We start from the raw sequence: 17503 nt of genomic DNA, 5'->3' as shown, positions 1-17503 counted from the left end.
CGCCCCTGGTCAGCCGGCGGCCGGGTCGACCTGGATGTCGATCGCGTTGTGCGCCGGGTCGGGCATCTGCCAGATCTTCAGCACCTTCACCTCGACGCCGTAGGCGGTGACGGTCTGGCCGGCCCGCACCACCTCGACCTTCGCCGGGCCCGAGGTGCCGCCGCCGTCGCGGATCATCAGGATCGCCCGGCCCGCGGCCGGCTTCCTGCCGTCGTTCTGGACGCCGAGACCCACGGTGCCGCCGTCGGAGCGCTTGGCGTAGCCGGTCGGGCGGGACGGGTTGCCCGACGCGACGACCTGGAGCCGCTGCACGTCCGCCGGGTGGGCGCCCAGCGGCGGCGGGGTGCGGTCGGCGTCGCCGGAGTGGTGCCCGGAGTGCATCACCACGGCCACGGCCGCCGCGCACACCACCACCAACCCGCCGCCCGCCGCGAACAGCCGCCCCCTACTCGGCCGGTTCATCCGGCGCCCCCTCCGGCCAGCGGACGGTGAAGGTCACGTAGCCGTCCCGCGAGCCGGGGACCACCTCCACCAGGGTCAGCTCGTGCCGGCCGACCGGCACCACGTCGCCGGCCCGCACCTGCACCACGTCGCCGGTCAGGGCGCCGTCGTCCACCAGGTTGAGCCGGGCCCACGGGTCGGCGGGGTCGGCGCTGGTGCGCACGATGCCGACGACGAGGTCGCCGCGGCGGAACTGGGCGCGGCGCCCGAGACGGTAGACCGTGGACATCGGCTCACACTCCTGTCCGTGTGAACGACACTTCGTTCAGGTTGCGTCGGTACTCGTCCTCGGTCAGCGTGACCTCCTGGGGCATCTGCTTCGTGCCTTCGTACTGGCCCGAGCCCCAGGGGTTCAGCAGGGTGATCGTCGGCGGGTGGGCGTTCATGTCGACGCGCTCCACGGAGTACTCGTGGCCGGACACCAGCCGGTCGTCGTGGATGTCGTCGTCGCCCTTGGTGCCGATGGTGACCGCCTCGCCGTTGCTGATCTTGGTGTTGATGTCGGCGAAGGAGACGTCGCCGGGGCTGCTGCGGGTGGCGTCCTGGCCGGTCAGGTCGGACATGCCGACGTCGCCCCAGCCGCCGTCGATCTTTTTGTACCCGCCGGAGTACTGCGCGAACGCCTTCTCGTAGATCGCCACCCAGGTGGCGCCGCTGCGGGTGTCGGCGTAGACCGGGTTGCCGTGGGAGTCGACCGGCAGCTTGTTGTCGACGGTGACCTCGACCGGGGTCGGCGGCATCCCCGGCAGGACGCCCTTGCGGTAGAAGGTCACCGTGTAGGTGCCGTTGGGGTTCTGCCGGATGTGCTGCTGGGGCCAGCTCGGGTCGCGTTCGGTGATCGCGGCCAGCGAGGACAGGAACCAGCAGTCGCCGTCCTGGCCCTGGCGCAGGTCGTTCATCAGGTCGGGCCCGTCCGGGCCGAACAGCGGCCCGTCCACCGTCTTGTACGTCGCGCCGTCCACGGTGGTGTCGGGCTGCCACTTCAGGTTGGTCAGCACCGGCTCGATCTTCTCCAGCGTGGTCGGCCCGCACTCCGACTGGATCATGTTCGTCCACGCCGCCTTGACCGCGCCGTCGGAGTCGCCCGCGCCCCACCACGAAGAGCCCTCGCCCAGCTGGCCGTTGAGCTTCTTCAGCTGGCTCGGCGACATCCGCGACATCACCATGTCCAGCTCGGCGGGGGTCAGCTTCTTGAAGTCGTCGAGGACTTCCTTGGCGCCCTGCGCGGAGTTCGACCACAGGAAGCCGCCGGAGTCGCCGATGTGGTCGTCGAAGTACGCCAGCGCGTCCTTGACCTTCTGCTCGTCCGGCGGCGGTTCGTCGTCGAAGTACAGGCTCGGGTCGACCGTGTAGCCCTGCTTCTCCAGCGTCTGCAACGCGTCGAGCTGGGTGCAGCGCCGGTCGATCGACGCCGAGGTGCTGTCCAACTCCGAGTGCAGCGAGGCGGGCAGCCCGGAGTAGAAGAGCGGGAACACCTGGACGAGCAGCGGCTCCAGCGCCTCGCTGGTGGTGGCCGGTTTGCCGTCCATCAGCCCCTGCACCTTCTGGAGCAGGCCCGCCAGGTCGCCGTGGAGCGTCCGGGCGGAGGGGCTGATGTTCTTCATGTGCCCGGACATGGTGCGGATCTGCCCGGTGTCGAACCCGTGGAAGGCCATCAGTGGCTCCCCGCGGGCTTCTTGGCGCCGTCCTTGGCCGCCTCGTCCTCCAGCCGGCTCGCCTCGCTGGTCCAGCGCACCGAGTCCCTGATCAGGTCGTCGGCCATCACCCGCAGCCGGTTGCGGCGTTCGGCCAGCGTGCTCGTGGTCGTCTCCGCGTACGGCCCGGCCCAGATCGGCGGGTTCGCCGTGGCCTGGTTGACCGTCGTGTCCAGGAACGTGCCGAGCGTCCCGGCCATGGTGCGCGCTTTCTGTGCGCAGGTGCGCAGCTCCGCGGCACGTGCCTTCTTCTGCGCGGGCGTCTCCGCCCCCGCTCCCCCGTCACCCATGCGATCCCCGTTTCGTATGGCGAACGTGCTGTTGCGCTGGGGAGATTACGGTATTGCGCCCTCTTCCGGAACCTCGATACCCGTCACAACACATCCGGTGAGGCAGCGCTGGAGGCCCCAGGCGCGGGCGAGGGCGGCGGCGGTGAAGTCGGCGCGGCCGCGGAAGGCGGCCCGGCCGCGCGTGCTGCCCGGGAGGCAGAAGTCGGCGCCCGGGTCGTACGGGCGGGTGCCGAAGGCGGCGCCCGCGAAAGAGGTGGCGCCCTGGAAGAGGGTGCCGGTGAAGTCCCCGTACGCCAGTCGGCAGCCGCTGAGGTCGAAGTCGGTGAGCGTGGCGCCGGACAAGTGGAGGCGCAGGCCGGACCAGAAGCGGTCGCCCGCGGCCGGGCGGGTTCGGTCGGCGAGCAGCCGCTGGGCGGCGTCGCGGACGGCCGACTCGGCCTGCCGGGCGCCCGGTTCGGACGGCAGCGGGGAACGCAGGTACGCGCAGACGGTGTCGGCCGCGCGCTGCCGCATGTCGGGCCGGGCGTCGCCGAGTTCGCCGAGCAGGCGCAGACTGGTGCGGCGCACTTCGGCGTCGGGGTGGGCGAGTTGGCGGGCGTACGGCGCGACGGCGGGGTCCTCCGCCAGGAGCAGGCCGGCACCGGTGGGCGGCGGGGCCGCGGTCCAGCCGAGCGGCCACTCGCGCTCTTCGGTGGCGGCGGTGGCGGCTTCGGCAGTGCCGGCGGCTTGGACGGCGCCGGCGGCGCGCCCTGTGTGGCGGGCGCCGGTGAGGTCGACCGCCGGCTGGACGAGGTGCACCCGCCCGCCGAAGACGGCCCGGCCGAAGTCCGCGGCGCCGCCGAAGCGCGCCTTCCAGAACCAGGCGGCGTCGGCGAAGCGGGCCCCGGCGAACGACGCCCGGCCGCCGAACCGCGCCCCGTCGCCGCCTTCCGCCCACTCCTGGTAGTCCATGTCCAGGACGGCCAGCGGCCAGCACGGGTCGTGCTCGCCCGGCTCGTCCCAGGCCACCGGCCGCCAGGTCTCGGCCTGCTCCCAGACCTCCTCGTCCTCCGACAGCGTCTCCTCGCCGCGGCCGAACCAGGCCAGGCCCTCGAAGCGGGCGCCGGAGAAGTCGGCGTCCGCCCGGAAGCGGGTGCGCCCGAAGACGGCCGCGGCGCCGAACCGGACGTCCGTGAAGCGGGCGCCCCGCTCGAAGACCGCCCGCTGGAAGAGCGCCTCCCCGCTGAAGCGGGCGCCCGCGAAGGAGCAGGCGCCGCGGAAGTGGGCGTCGGCGAAGGCGGCCGTGCCGAAGCGGCAGCCGCCGAAGTCGGTGTCCGCGGTCAGGACGGCGCCGGTGAGGTCGACGTCGAGGCAGTCCGCGCAGCCGGGTGCGCAGTCCCCGGCGGGGTGGCGGCGGGCCAGGGCCGCGAGCAGTTCGGCGGCCGGACCGGTGTCCGCCCCGGCCGGGTCGCACAGGAAGCCGCAGACGGCGGCCACCACGTCCAGGCGGAGCTCGGGGTCCGCCTCGGCGAGCGCCGCCAGCTCCCGCAGCGCCGCGGGCCGGGCGTCGGGGTCCGGGCCGGTCAGCTGTTCCGCGGCGCGCGCGTACGCCTCGGCGAAGTCCGGCTGCATCTGCCCCTGCCCCCTGTCGTCGGCCCGCTGACCCCGCACCCTACCGAACGGGCGTCCGAGGACGGGGCGGGTCACGCGCAGGCGGAGGGGGCGCGGTTCAGGCGGCGGGCGCGTCGGGGCTGTCGTGGTCCTCGGCGGCCGGGGTGTCGGGGGCGGGGGTGTCGGGGGCGGGGGCAGGGCCGGCCCCGGGGGCTTGTCCGCCGCCGGCGGACGACTTGTCCTGTTCACCCCGCTTGTCCGGCAGCCGTACGGTGACCGTCCCCGAGGTGAGGTCTATCGGCCCGCGCGCCGGATCGCTGCTGCCCTCGTCCTCCCGGGTCAGCTCCAGCCGGTTGCGCTCCTCCTCGGTGTGCCTGCGGCCCGGCGCGAACAGTTCGTCGAAGAAGTCGAACATCGCGGCCCTCCGTCCACCTCGGCAATGAGCCCAGGCTACGCCCGCCGCCGCGGCGGCGGCGCCCCGGCGGCGAACCGGCGGCCAACCCGCGGCTCCGGGCGGCCCGGCGCCGCGGCGGTCACTCCTCGGAGCTGTGGGTGATGACGCCGTTCTCGTCCATCGTCGGGCGGATCTTCGAGGGGCCGTACGCGTCGGTGTCGGAGGGGCGGGGCGGCTCGGGGCCGTCCAGGCCGATCCGGACCATGCGGCCGATCCGGACGATGTGGAACATCCGGTCGCCGACGGCGAGTTCGTTGGCCCGCCCGGCCGCGCGGAAGCGGTCGGCGATCCGCTCGTACTCGGCCGTCTCGTCGGCGTCGAGGGCGTACATCCGCGGCCACATCTCGGTGAGGGCCGTCACCAGGGTGCGGCGGGCCGCGTGCGGGGTGGCCACGACCGCGGAGAAGGGCTCCCAGCCGTCGTCGGTGCGCTCGACGACGCGGAAGGCGGCCGGCAGCACCACGGTGCCCGGGTGGGTCCCGAGCGCCGCGAGGGAGTCGGCGCGCACGTCCTCGGGGTAGCGCTCGCTGCGGTAGCGCAGTTCGCGCAGCGCCAGCCGCTCGGAGCCGGCGGCGATCCCGGTGATCGCGGCGTGGTCGATCACGAACCCCTCGTCGAGGTCCGGCTCGTCCGGCATCCCGAACCAGTCCGGCACCAGGACGTCCCGGTCGGACGGGCGGGGCGGCTCCAGGCCGTCCGCGTTGGTGTAGACGTACTCCTCGGCGCGCACCACCCGGTACCGCACCCCGCACACCGTCAGCTCGTCGACCGCCTCGTTCTCCAACCGGTGCACAGCGGCGAGCAGTTCGCGGCGTACGGCCGGGTCGTCGGTGTCGTCCTTGGCCTTCAGCCACAGGTAGGAGTTGAGCACGTCGCGGGACTCCTGCGGGAAGCCCTCCATCACCGGTGCGACCACCCGCCAGCCGACCTCGCCCGGGCCGCGCGCGGCCACCCCGAACAGCGGGCCCCGGATGATGTAGTGCGCGTAACGGCGGGCGGCGTCCGCCGCGTCGGCCTCCTCCGCGGCCGCCACCGGGTGCTCGGGGGGCTGCACCCGCATCACCAGCCCGTCCGGGCAGGGCCACTGCTCCTCGCTACTCATACGGGCATTGTGCTCACACAGGGTGCATCCTTGCCAGCCTTCCCCCGGAACTCACAGCCGCCCCGGCGGCCGTGCACCGCACAACCCCAGTTCGCGCCCCTCGCGCCGCCGTTGCCGGTTCTCCCGGGCAATCACCGGCCGCCCAGCGCCGCCCGCAGCCCGGCCACGCCGTCGTACCGCACCCCGCGCATCCCGGCCGCCTCGGCGGCGGCGACATGGCCGGCGGTGTCGTCCACGAACAGGCACCGCCGCGGGTCGGCGCCGGCCAGATCGGCCGCGGCGGCGAAGACCCGGGGGTCGGGCTTGGCGGCGCCCAGCCGAGCGGTGTTGAGCACCGCGTCGAAGGCGTCGGCGACACCGGCGGCGGCGAGGTAGGACTCCAGCCGGGTGGTGGCGTTGGAGACCAGCACCACCGGCACCCCGCGGGCGCGGACGGCCGCGAGCAGCGCCAGCATCTCGGGGTCGACGCTGCCGGTGCGGGCGGTCCACTCGGCGACCATGGCGGTGGCCGCCGGCCGCGAGCCGCAGACGCCTGCCAGGTCCGCGGCGACTCGGGCCCGCCACTCCTCGTCGGTGATCGCGCCGGTGACGGCGAGTTGGAGGAGCGCGGGCCGGAACGCCGCCGCGGCCAGGGTCCCTTCGGGCAGGCCGCGGGCGAGGTCGAGCGAGGTCATCGAGTCGGGCGGCCACAGGTGGACGACGCCGTCGAAGTCGCAGAGCACCGCGTCGTACGCGATGCCGTCAAGGAAGTCGGCTGCCGGCCGCGGTCGTTGGAAGTCCCCCATCCGGCCACCGTACCCGCTGCCCGGGAGGCGGGGGCGGGGATGGCGGCCAGGTGGGGGCGTGGGGACGGGGCGGGACGCGGGGGGTCTCAGACGTGGGGTTCCTCGACCGGGCCGCCGCGCAGGGCGAGGGAGCCGAGCGGGATCACCGGGCGCTTCCAGGTGGCGTTGGTGACCACGGCGAAGGAGGTGTACCAGGCGAGCACCGCGGTGACCAGGCCGAGCCAGCCGCCGACCTTGGTGACGCCGACCGAGGTCGCGAACTCGCCGATGGCCAGCACGATGAAGGTGGCGGACAGGGCGGCGAAGACCGACAGCAGGGCGGTGTTGGTGCGCAGCGCGGCGGCGGTCATGTAGACCGTGAAGACCGCCCAGACCAGCAGGTAGAGGCCGGTGGCCTGGTGTGCGGTGTCCGGCGGGAGCGTGCCGACGACGAACTTCACGTAGGCCGCGTACGACAGCCAGAACGCGCCGTAGGAGGCGAACGCGGTCGCCCCGAAGGTGTTGCCCTTGCGGAACTCCCACATGCCGGCGAGGAGTTGGATCAGCCCGCCGTAGAACAGCGCGAGCGGCAGCACCACGGTGAGCAGGTTCTGGTCTATCAGGTGGGCGTTGAAGGAGCTGAGCACGAACGTGGTGGACGCGAACCCGGCCAGGCCGAGCGGTCCGGGGTCGGCGATGGTGTCCGCGGCGGAAGGGGCTGGAGCCGGTGCGGCGGTGCTCATCTGCGGGTTTCCTCCTCGTCGAGGAATGCCGGGGGGACGGCAGCGGGCTGCCGCCGGGGCCGTGCCCGGCCCCCGGTCCACGCTAGGTCGCACCCCGGGGACGTGACGTCCCTCACACCGCGCGGGTCGCCCAGCGGTCCCCGCCGCTCGGTGAACGGTCCTCCACCCACGGTGAACGGTCCCTCGGCGCCGGGCGGAAGGCGGTGCGCGCCCCTGTCCCGGGTGCGGTGCGATGGCCATAATGCGACGTATGAGCTCGGTGATCACCGTGGTGTCGGTCGCCCTGGTGGTCGCGGGCGCAGCGGCTGCCCTCTTCTGGCTGGTCCGGGGGCGGCGCGGGTTCGGCACCCCCGCGGACCGGGCCGCGTTCGCCACGCTCCACCAGGCGTCGCTGGCGGCGCCGCCGCTGCGCGACGGCCTGAACGCGGACTCCGCCCGGCGCGCCGCCCGCCATCTGCGCGCGCTGCTGGGCACGCCCGCCCTGGCGGTGGTCGGCGCGGAGACGCTGCTCGCCTGGGAGGGCCCGGGCCGCAAGCACGCCGCGGACGCGGTCGCGCACGCCAGGGACGCGATGGACGCCGGCCGCCCCTGGGTGGTGCCGGCCGAGGCGATCGCCTGCGCGGACCTGGACTGCCCGGTGCGCAGCGCCGTCGTGGTGCCGCTGGTGGTGGACGGCCTGGTGGTGGGCGCGCTGTCGGTGTACGCGCGGCAGGTGTCGGCCGGACTGGTCCGCGCCGCGGGCGAGGTCGCGCACTGGGTGATCTCGCAGCTCGAACTCGCCGAGCTGGACCGCTCCCGGACCCGGGTGATCGAGGCCGAACTCAAGGCGCTGCGCGCCCAGATATCCCCGCACTTCGTCTACAACTCGCTCACCGCGATCGCGTCCTTCGTCCGCACCGACCCCGACCAGGCGCGCGAACTGCTGCTGGAGTTCGCCGAGTTGACCCGATACAGCCTGCGCAGGCACGGCCAGTTCAGCACGCTCGCGGAGGAGTTGCACTCCGTGGACAGCTATCTGCGCCTGGAGCGCGCCCGGTTCGGCGCCCGGCTGCGGGTGGATCTGCTGATCGCCCCCGAAGTCCTGCCCGTCGCCGTGCCGTTCCTGTGCCTCCAGCCGCTGGTGGAGAACGCGGTCCGGCACGGCCTCGGCCCGAAGGCCAGTTCGGGCCGGATCACGATCCGGGCCGAGGACGCCGGTACGGAGTGCCGGATCAGTGTGGAGGACGACGGCGTGGGCATGGACCCTGAGCAGGTGCGCGCGCAGCTCGCCGGAAAGGCCGGCGGGGACTCGCTGGGCCTGGCCAATGTGGACGAACGGCTGCGCACGGTCTACGGCGACGAGTACGGGCTGGTGGTGGAGACCGCACCGGGTGCGGGGACGAGGATCAACGTCAGGGTGCCCAAGTACCGGAACGGGGTGCACGCTTCGTGAGACCGCTACAGGTCCTCGCGGTGGACGACGAGCCGCCCGCGCTGGAGGAGCTGACCTATCTGCTGCGCGGCGACCACCGGGTGGGCCGGGTGCTGGCGGCCGGCGGCAGCGAGGAGGCGCTGCGGCTGCTGGAGGACGGCAGCACCGACGCCGTCTTCCTCGACATCCGCATGCCGGGCCTTTCCGGCCTGGAACTGATGCGGGTACTGGGCCGGTTCGCGCACCCGCCCGCGGTGGTGTTCGTCACCGCCTACGACGACTTCGCGGTCTCCGCGTTCGCCCTCAACGCCTGCGACTACCTGCTCAAACCGGTCGGCCCGCAGCGCCTGGCGGAGGCGGTGCGCCGGGTGGCCGCGCTGATCGGGAGCGGCGGCGCGCCGGGCGGCGCGGTGCCCGACGGCGCCGGGTACGCCCGTCCGGCGCCGGAGCGGCCCGCGCCGCCGGCCCCGCCCGAGGACCGGATACCCGTGGAGGCGGGCGGGGTCACCCGCTTCGTCTCCCGCGACGAGGTGTCCTATGTGGAGGCCCAGGGCGACTACGTCCGCCTGCACACCCGCGGCGGCGCGCCCCTGGTCCGCGTCCCGCTGTCCGTACTGGAGGAGCGCTGGGCGCCGCACGGCTTCCTGCGCATCCACCGGCGGTTCCTGGTGGCGCTGGGCCATGTCGAGGAACTGCGCTCGGACGCCGGGCACTGGACGGTACGGGTCGCCGGCGGCGAACTCCCGGTCAGCCGGCGGCACTCACGCGAGCTGCGCGAACTGCTGACGCGGTGGGCGCCGCGCCCCGGCCCGGGGTACGGCAACCCCGCGGCCGGCCCCGGGACTTCGGAGTCCGGCCAGGGTCACGGCTCGGGGCACGGCCCGGCGTCCGGCCAGGGTCACGGCTCGGGTCTCGGCCCGGGGTCCGGCTCCGGTCCCGGCGGCCGCAGGTGACCGGCGGCCACCAGCCTCCCGCGCCGCCGCCCCGCAGGACCGCGGTGTCCGGGCCGCGCAGGCACCGCCCCGGCGGCTGGTCCGCCCGTACCCGCGCCGCCGACCTGCACACGCAGCCCCGGCTCGGGCAGGTCTACGTACGCTCCCTCGTCCGCGACCAACTACGGCTCGCACTCGGCGTGTTCGCGGTGCTGGTGGTGGTGCTCGGCGGCCTGCCCGCGGCGTTCGCCCTGCTGCCCGGGCTGCGCACCGCCGAGGTCTTCGGCTTCCGCCTGGCCTGGCTGCTGCTCGGCGTGGTCGCCTACCCGGTGCTGGTCGGCATGGCCTGGTTCCACATCCGGCACGCCGAGCGGGTGGAACGCGACTTCACCGACCTGCTCAACGGCCCCGACCCGGCGGCGGCACCCGGCACCGCGCGAGGAACCGCGAACCCGCCTACCGCGCAGGAAGGTTCCGCCGGCGCGGCGCCCGCGGGCGGGGCCGAGAACAGCGGTGCCGGGTGAACCCCGTGCTCGGGCTGGTCGCGCTCGGCGCCGTCCTGGTGGCGACCGTCGCCGTCGGCGTCTACGGGCTGCGGCTGTCCCGCGCCACCTCCGACTTCTACGTGGCCTCCCGCGAGGTCTCCCCGCTGTGGAACGCCTCCGCGATCAGCGGCGAGTACCTGTCGGCGGCGTCCTTCCTGGGCGTCGCCGGACTGGTGATGGCCTACGGCGTGGACATGCTGGCGTACCCGGTCGGGTACGCGGCCGGCTACCTGGTCCTGCTGCTGCTGATCGCCGCCCCGCTGCGCCGCTCCGGCGCCTACACGCTGCCGGACTTCGCCGAGGAGCGGCTCGGCTCCACCGCGGTGCGCCGGGTGGCCGGGCTGCTCGTCGCGGTGATCGCCTGGCTGTACCTGGTGCCCCAACTCCAGGGCGCGGGGCTGACGTTGCAGACGGTGACCGGGGCTCCGCGGTGGGCGGGGGCGGTGGTGGTCGCGGGCGCGGTGGTCGTGGTGTCCGCGGCGGGCGGCATGCGCAGCGTCACCCTCGTGCAGGGCCTGCACTTCTGGCTGAAGCTGGTCGCGATCGCGGTGCCCGCGCTGTTCCTGGTGCTGGCCTGGCACAGCGCGGGGTCGCCGGCGCTCACCGGCGGCGACGTGCCGCGCTTCGCGCACCGTACGGTGGTCCGCGTCCAGGACCCGGTGCGCTTCGACGTCCGCGCCCCGGTGACGGTCGCGGTCGACGGTTCCCTGGACGGGCGCAGGTACGGCCCAGGGCGCGAACAGCGGTCCGGCGGGCGGGAGTCGGCGCCGCAGGCCGTACGGCTGGCGGCGGGCGAGCACTCCGCCGGGGCCGGCGTACGGCTCACCTTCCCCGCCGGGGTGCCGGTGCCGCACCAGGCGGGCCTGGCGCCCGCGACCGGCGCGGCGTGGGCCCGGCCGCTGTCCGGCGCGGGCGGCCGCGCCCATCCGCTGTACGCGGTCTACTCGATCCTGCTCGCCACCTTCCTCGGCACGATGGGGCTGCCGCACGTCCTCGTCCGCTTCTACACCAACCCCGACGGACGGGCCGCGCGCCGTACGACGCTGCTCGTACTGGTGCTGCTCAGCGTCTTCTACCTGCTGCCGCCGGTGTACGGGGCGCTCGGCCGGGTGTTCGCGCCCCAACTCCTGCTCACCGGCAGGACGGACACCGCGGTGCTGGTGCTGCCGCAGATCGTGCAGGGCGGCGAGGCGGGGCGGCTGCTGGCGGCGCTGGCGACGGCGGGCGCGTTCGCGGCGTTCGTCTCCACCGCGTCGGGGCTGACCGTGTCGGTGGCCGCGGTGGTCTCGCAGGACCTGCTGCGCGGGTCGGCGCGCGGATTCCGGTGGGCCTCGCTGGTCGCGGGGGTGCCGCCGCTGGTGATGGCCACGATGACGTCCGGGCTGCCGGTCGCCGACGCCATCGGGCTCGCCTTCGCGGTCGCCGCGTCCTCCTTCTGCCCGCTGCTGGTGCTGGGGATCTGGTGGCGCGGGCTCACCGATCGCGGCGCGCTGGCCGGGCTGGTGGCCGGCGGCGGGCTCGCCGCGGCGGCCGTCGTCGTCACCACCGTGCGCGGGCCGGGCCACGGTTGGGCCGCCGCGCTCCTGGAGGAACCCGCCGCCTGGACGGTGCCGATCGCCTTCGCGGTCATGGTCGCGGGCTCACTGCTCACCCGCGGCCGCGTCTCGGCCGCCGCCGTGGACCGGGTGATGCTGCGGATGCACCTGCCCGAAGAAGTCACAGGACCCGCACCGGAATAGCCGCCGGGCCCACCGCCAATTCCTGGCGCGGGGAAACAGGTGTGGGCGGCGTAAGTAAATAAAATCGAGGTGAGCAATAGGCAGGTGTGAGCGCCGCCACCTGCACCGATGGTTCCTTTCCTTCGATTAAAACTCCCCGCCGGCCAATTAAGGCAGATCTCAGCGGATCTGGTGGATTTCACGCTCGAATCCATCGTAGATTTCTGGTGTCGCCACCGAACGGGGCAACAGAAAACACCGGACGAAGATCCACTGAGGAGAAATCATGAGCTTCCGCAAGATCGTTCCCGCCAAGCACAAGTCCACTCCCGCGCCGAAGCCGGCCAAGCGCAAGACCCGCAAGCCCGCGCCGGCGCCGCGTCCGAAGCACGCGCGCAACTGACGTCGACGCCGGCGCCCCCACCGGCGCCGGCGAGGCGGGTTCCAGGGCTCAGGGCCCTCGGAACCCGCCTCGGCGTGTGCGGGGCCGGAAAACCGGACGAGGAAGCAGAGGAAGAAGAGGAGGGGACGGATGGACACGCTGCTGGACGGCCGGGTGCCGGGCGCCTCGGACCGGCGGGGCCCCGCGGACGCGCCGCACGGGCTGTACCCTGCGGACGCGTCGTACCCCGCACACACCGTGGACGCGGCGGGCGGCACGGACCACGGCACGGACCCGGCACCCGCAGGGGAATCCGCCGAGGCGCCGGCCCCGCCCGAAGCGCCGGAGCCGACCGGCCCCGGCACCTCCGTACGGGCCGCGGCCCGCCGCTTCTGGCCGCTGACGGCCGGCGACCGCCGCTGGATGGTGCTGGTCGGCGCCCTCTCCCTGTGCACCGCGCTCGGCGAGACCGCCGCCATCCTGCTCTTCGGCGAACTGACCGACGGCGCGCTGCGCGACGGCGACCTCGGCGGCTTCTGGACGCCCGCCGCCCAGTGGCTCGCCGTGGCCGTCGCGACCGCCCTGTGCGGCTACCTCGGCAACACCCTGTCCGCGCTGCTGGCCGAGCGCTTCGTGCTGCGGCTGCGCGCCACCGTCTTCCGGCACCTCCAGACCCTCCCCCCGCACTACTTCCAGCGCCACCGCCAGGGCGACCTGGTCGAACGCCTCACCGGAGACGTGGAAGCCGTGGAGCAGATGGCGGTCTCCGGCGTGCTGCAAGGCGCCTCCGCCGCCCTCAGCGCCCTGCTCTACGCCGCCGCCGCGCTGTGGCTGCGCTGGGACCTGGCGCTGGCCACCTTCCTGACCGCGCCGCTGTTCCTGTACGCCGCCAAGGGCCTGTCCGGGCGGATGAGTTCGGTCTCCCGGCAGGAGCGGCAGGCCGACGGCGCCCTCACCTCCGTGGTCGACGAGTCGCTGGACAACATGATGTTCACGCAGGCGTACAACCGCGAACGCGCCGAGGAGCGGCGGCTGGAGGGTGCGGCCCGCGCGTGGCTGCGCGCCGCCGTCCGGGGCGCCCGGCTCGACGAGTGCTACCAGCAGTCGATCGAGGTCATCGAGACGCTGTGCGTGCTGGGCATCATCGGCCTGGGCGCCTGGGAGATCTCCGCGGGCCGGATGTCGCTGGGGCAACTGCTGGCGTTCGCCGCGTTCATCGGCTACCTCTACCCGCCGATCCGCTCCCTGGGCGGCCTGACGCTGACCGCCACGGCCGCCTCCGCCGGGGCCGAGCGGCTGGCCGACATCCTCGACGCACGCCCGGCGGTGGGCGATCCCGCACTCCCGGCGCCCGCGGCCGTACCCGCGGCGGCCCGCGGCGCCGGGCGGCTGGACCTGCGCGGTGTGCGCTTCGGCCACCCCGGCGCCGCCGCGCCGGTGCTGCGCAACGTCTCCTGCACCGTCACCCCCGGCGAGTTCGTGGTCGTCACCGGCCCGAGCGGCGCGGGCAAGTCCACGCTGCTCGCCCTGCTCACCCGCTTCTACGACCCGGACGCGGGCACGATCCGGCTGGACGGCACCGACCTGCGGGACCTGCCGCTGGACCGGCTGCGGCAGGAGGTCACGCTGCTGCCGCAGCGCACCCACATCCTCAGCGGCAGCGTCCGCGAGAACATCGCCTGCGGCCGCCCCGGCGCCACCGACGAGGAGATCGAGCACGCGGCCCGCGCGGCCGGCGCCCACTCCTTCGTCGCCGCTCTCGACGACGGCTACTTCACCGCGCTCTCCCCCCGCACCACCCGGCTGTCCGGCGGCCAGCTCCAGCGCATCGCGATCGCCCGCGCCCTGCTGCGCGACACCCCCGTCCTCGTCCTCGACGAACCGACCACCGGGCTCGACGCCCAAGCCGTCCACCACCTGCTGCCCGCGCTGCGCCGCCTGTCGGCCGGCCGCACCACCCTCGTCGTCAGCCACGACATGTCCCTCGCCGCCCTCGCCGACCGCGTGCTCGTGCTGTCCGGCGGCGAGATCGCCGAGTCGGGCACCCACGCCCAACTCCTCGCCCTGAACGGCCGCTACGCCTCCCTCCAGCCCTGACGGCCGGCCTGCCGGGGGGCGGCCGTACGCGCGAAGGCGCGCGGCCGGGTGGTGAACCCGCGCAACCCCCGACCCGGGCGGCCCCGGGGGCCATACTGGCTGGGTCACGCGTGACGGGTGAGGGAGACGCGGTGCGCCTGGGTACGAAGGTCGGCGAACGCTACCGCCTGACGGACGGTCCGATCCGGGGCGGCTCGGGCGAGGTCTGGCTCGCCCACGACGAGGAACTGGGCCGGGACGTCGTCCTGAAGAGAGTCCTGGGCGACGACAGCCCCACCGCCTTCGACCGGCTGCGCGCCGAGGCCCGCGTGCTCGCCCGCTTCTCCCACCCCCACGTCGTGACGCTCCACGACGCCGTCCGCGTGGGGCGCCGCACCCGCGCCACCACCTACCTGGTGATGGAGTACGCCCCCGGCGGCAGCCTCGACCGCCGCCCGCCGCTGCCGCCCCGCCTCGCCGCCCACCTCGGCGCACAGGTCGCGGACGCGCTGATCGCCCTGCACGCGGAGGGCATCGTGCACGGCGACATCAAACCCGGCAACGTCGTGGCCACCGGCCCCCGCACCGTGAAGCTCGCCGACTTCGGCGCCGCCTACCGGGTCGGCGGCAAGGAGACGATCACCCCGAACAGCGCCATCGGCTACACCCCGCACTACGCGGCCCCCGAAGTGGTCCGCGGCCGGCCCGAGCCGGCCTCCGACGTGTTCTCGCTCGCCGCGGCGGTCCACGCCCTGGTCACCGGCGACGCGCCGCGGCCCCCGGGCGTGCCCGGCGACGGCGCGAGCGCCTACCGGGCGGGCCCGCACGCCCGGGGAGCCGTCGAAGTCGCCGCCGATGTCGGTGAGTTGCGTGCGCCCCTGACGGCGATGCTGCGCCGCGACCCGGGCGCGCGGCCGACCGCGGCCGAGGCGCGGGAGCTGCTGCGTACGGTGGCGGGCCCGGTCGCCGAACTGCCGGAGCTGCCTGACCCGTTGCCGTCGGCATCGCAGGACTCAGTGGCGGCCGAGAGCAGTTGGGCGCCCGTGCCGTTCCGCTCGGTGCGCCGCCTCGACCGCGGCCTGCTGCCGCAGGGGGCGGGCCGCTTCCTGCGGGCCCACCTGCGGCCGGTGACCGCCGTGGCGGCGGCGGTCGCCCTGCTGGCCGTGGCCGCCGGCGTGTGGGCGGCCACCGGCGGCTCGGGCGGAGCCTCGGCCGCGCCGGACCCCGCGCCCGGTACGGGCACCGCCACCGGGTCCGCGTCCGCCGCCCTCTTCGGCGACCAGCGCACCGCCGACCCCTGCGCGCTCGCGAAGCCCGCCGCGCTGGCCCGCTACGGCGACGCCGAACTCGACCCTGCCTACGGCAACTTCGACCGGTGCGACGTCATCGTGGACACCGGCGCCGGGCCACGGATCGACATCGAGGTGGAGTTCGCCGACGGCTCCGCCCAGCCGCCCGGCACCGTCCGCACCGACGGCCGGGTGCGCGTCGTGGCCGAACCCGCCGACGGCGGCGAGTGCGACCGTACGCTCCTGCTCGACGGCGCCACGTCCAACGGCAGCGGCGGCGACGGCCCAGACGGCACCGGCACCGGCACCGGGAGCGGGAGCGGCACCAGCGGCTCCGGGCAGGGCGCACGGCACCGCACCGGCAGCGCCCACGCCGTCGTGACCGCGAAGCCCGCCGACGACTCCACCCCCTCCGCCGCGGTCCTGTGCGGCATGGCCGACACCGCCACCACCGCCGCGGTCGCCGCCCTCAACGCCGTGCCGCCCGGCGGCCGGCTCCCGCGCCGCCAACCGCCGCTGCCCGACAGCTCGCTCGCCGCCACGGACGCCTGCACCCTGCTGCCCGCGACCGCCCTCGAAGTCGTCCCCGGCATCGACGCCGACCACCCGGACGTCTCCTACGGCAACTGGGGCTGCTCCTGGCGGAGCACCACCAGCGACCTCGACGTCGACCTCACCTTCGACCGGGGCGAGCCGCCCACCGCCGAGGACGGCACCGCCACCCGCCTCGGCGGCCACCGCGCCTTCGTCGAACCGCCGGACGACGGCAGCGTGGTGGTCGACGTGGTCCACCGCACCTACACCGGCAGCCAGGGCGACCACCTCGCCGAGACCTTCGAACTCGCGGTCAGCGGCTCGGGCGGCGGCGCGCGGCTGCGCACCATGGCCACCCGCCTCGCCACCGCGGCCGCCGCCCGCCTACCCGCCGGCTGACCCCTCCCCGACCCGCTTGCGGAGGGGTCCCGGACCACCCGGGCACACTCGGACAAAGAGGTGCGCCACGGCAGGCAAGGCGCGCGGGGGCCCCGGGGCCGCGCACCGGAGGGGAGCGCGCGGCCCACCCCCGACCCGGCTCGAGGAGGAGACAGTGACCAGCCCGGACAGCCTCGCGCGGGGCGCCGCGCCCGCCAGCCCCGGCACGCTCCACGCCCGCACCGTGACCGGCGGCCTGAAGGTGGCACCGCGCACCGGTCTGGTGATCAGGTTCGGCCGCGGCGAGCGGCCGGACGACGTGGACCTGCCGGTCGGCGAGGACGACCTGCGGGTCAGCCGCCGCCACGGCGAACTCACCTACCGCAAGCGCCAGTGGTGGCTGCGCAACACCGGCCGCCAGCTGGTCCGGCTGCCGCACGGCCGCCTCATGCACAGCAGCACCGAACCCATCCCCCTCGCCCCCGGCTACACCCCGGTCTTCGTCCGCGGCTCCGGCTTCCGCGAGCACCTGGTCGAGCTCTACGTCACCGGCCACGACGAGCGCGGCGCCGTACCGCGCCGCCGCGCCGAGACCCTGCCGCCCAAGGTCTGGCCGCTGGACGACGACGAGCGGCTGCTCCTGGTCGTGATGGGCCAGCACTACCTGCTCTACGAGGACGGCCCGCGCCCGCTGGCCTACCGCCGCACCGCCGAGCAGCTCGCCTGCCTGCGCCCGGACGGCAACTGGAGCGTGCGCCGGATCGAGTACAAACTCGCCGCCCTGCGGCGCCGGTTGCACGACGGCGGCTTCCCCTACCCGCTGATGCACGACGGCGACGAGGGCACCCCCTGGGACAACAACCTCCTGCACAACCTGCTGCGCGGCCTGGTCGAGTCCACCACCCTCGTCCCCCCGGACCTGGACCTGATGGACCCGGACCTGATGGACCCGGGCCCGGCGGACCTCGACCCGCGTACCGGGAGCGGCGGCGGCATCGCCTAGTCCTGGCAGCCGTCGGCGCTTCACGGCCGGTTCACGCGGCGGCCAAGCGGGCGTGAGGACGCGACGGCACTCTGGCGGTTGGCCGTTACCCACTGGT

At 74.9% G+C, this 17503-nt stretch carries 16 protein-coding genes; 7 read left to right on the top strand and 9 right to left on the bottom strand.

Annotated features, from left to right (window positions below; translation table 11 throughout):
- Positions 1–9 precede the first annotated feature (9 nt).
- From AC3ERT_RS21630 to AC3ERT_RS21590, 9 genes are all read right to left on the bottom strand, one after another.
- Positions 10–462, bottom strand: coding sequence for a hypothetical protein (locus AC3ERT_RS21630; RefSeq protein WP_335970300.1), 453 nt, complete (start codon positions 460–462; stop codon positions 10–12).
- Complete coding sequence (locus AC3ERT_RS21625; RefSeq protein WP_335970297.1) at positions 446–730, bottom strand: hypothetical protein; 285 nt, start codon at positions 728–730, stop codon at positions 446–448. Before AC3ERT_RS21625 ends, AC3ERT_RS21630 begins: the two co-directional genes overlap by 17 nt.
- Positions 731–734: 4 nt before the next feature.
- Positions 735–2156, bottom strand: coding sequence for a C2 family cysteine protease (locus AC3ERT_RS21620; protein WP_335970295.1), 1422 nt, complete (start codon positions 2154–2156; stop codon positions 735–737).
- Positions 2156–2485: a hypothetical protein gene (locus AC3ERT_RS21615; protein WP_335970294.1), complete on the bottom strand. Its 330-nt coding sequence runs from the start codon at positions 2483–2485 to the stop codon at positions 2156–2158. Before AC3ERT_RS21615 ends, AC3ERT_RS21620 begins: the two co-directional genes overlap by 1 nt.
- A gap of 45 nt (positions 2486–2530) precedes the next feature.
- Positions 2531–4096 (bottom strand): pentapeptide repeat-containing protein, encoded by a 1566-nt coding sequence (locus tag AC3ERT_RS21610; RefSeq protein WP_435176166.1) that lies wholly within the window; start codon positions 4094–4096, stop codon positions 2531–2533.
- A 97-nt stretch (positions 4097–4193) separates the two neighbouring features.
- Positions 4194–4490 carry a DUF6191 domain-containing protein gene (locus AC3ERT_RS21605; RefSeq protein ID WP_435134165.1) on the bottom strand — a complete coding sequence of 99 codons (297 nt, stop codon included), beginning with the start codon at positions 4488–4490 and terminating at the stop codon, positions 4194–4196.
- A 118-nt stretch (positions 4491–4608) separates the two neighbouring features.
- Positions 4609–5631, bottom strand: a complete 1023-nt coding sequence (locus tag AC3ERT_RS21600; RefSeq protein ID WP_335970286.1) for a DUF5954 family protein — start codon at positions 5629–5631, stop codon at positions 4609–4611.
- 131 nt (positions 5632–5762) lie between these two features.
- Entirely contained in the window at positions 5763–6416 is a 654-nt protein-coding gene (locus AC3ERT_RS21595; protein ID WP_335970284.1) for an HAD-IA family hydrolase, read from the bottom strand.
- A gap of 86 nt (positions 6417–6502) precedes the next feature.
- Positions 6503–7138 carry an acetate uptake transporter gene (locus tag AC3ERT_RS21590; RefSeq protein ID WP_435134160.1) on the bottom strand — a complete coding sequence of 212 codons (636 nt, stop codon included), beginning with the start codon at positions 7136–7138 and terminating at the stop codon, positions 6503–6505.
- A 250-nt stretch (positions 7139–7388) separates the two neighbouring features.
- Here AC3ERT_RS21590 and AC3ERT_RS21585 point away from each other — a divergent pair, with 250 nt between their 5' ends.
- The 7 genes from AC3ERT_RS21585 (at position 7389) to AC3ERT_RS21555 (ending at position 17406) form a co-directional block, all read left to right on the top strand.
- Positions 7389–8570: a sensor histidine kinase gene (locus AC3ERT_RS21585; protein WP_335970279.1), complete on the top strand. Its 1182-nt coding sequence runs from the start codon at positions 7389–7391 to the stop codon at positions 8568–8570.
- Entirely contained in the window at positions 8567–9502 is a 936-nt protein-coding gene (locus tag AC3ERT_RS21580; RefSeq protein WP_435176163.1) for a LytR/AlgR family response regulator transcription factor, read from the top strand. The genes AC3ERT_RS21585 and AC3ERT_RS21580 overlap by 4 nt, the downstream gene beginning before the upstream one ends.
- A gap of 44 nt (positions 9503–9546) precedes the next feature.
- Complete coding sequence (locus tag AC3ERT_RS21575; RefSeq protein WP_435176161.1) at positions 9547–10005, top strand: DUF485 domain-containing protein; 459 nt, start codon at positions 9547–9549, stop codon at positions 10003–10005.
- Complete coding sequence (locus tag AC3ERT_RS21570; RefSeq protein ID WP_435134152.1) at positions 10002–11765, top strand: sodium/solute symporter; 1764 nt, start codon at positions 10002–10004, stop codon at positions 11763–11765. Before AC3ERT_RS21575 ends, AC3ERT_RS21570 begins: the two co-directional genes overlap by 4 nt.
- Positions 11766–12276: 511 nt before the next feature.
- Positions 12277–14223 (top strand): ABC transporter ATP-binding protein, encoded by a 1947-nt coding sequence (locus AC3ERT_RS21565; RefSeq protein WP_435176158.1) that lies wholly within the window; start codon positions 12277–12279, stop codon positions 14221–14223.
- Between the two features lie 110 nt (positions 14224–14333).
- Entirely contained in the window at positions 14334–16424 is a 2091-nt protein-coding gene (locus AC3ERT_RS21560) for a serine/threonine-protein kinase (protein ID WP_435176156.1), read from the top strand.
- 154 nt (positions 16425–16578) lie between these two features.
- Positions 16579–17406: an FHA domain-containing protein gene (locus AC3ERT_RS21555; RefSeq protein ID WP_435176153.1), complete on the top strand. Its 828-nt coding sequence runs from the start codon at positions 16579–16581 to the stop codon at positions 17404–17406.
- Positions 17407–17503 lie beyond the last annotated feature (97 nt).

The sequence above is a fragment of the Actinacidiphila sp. bgisy145 genome, assembly GCF_057708125.1.
The sequence above is the reverse complement of the archived record's forward strand: the minus strand, read 5'-3'. Positions and strand labels throughout refer to the sequence as shown.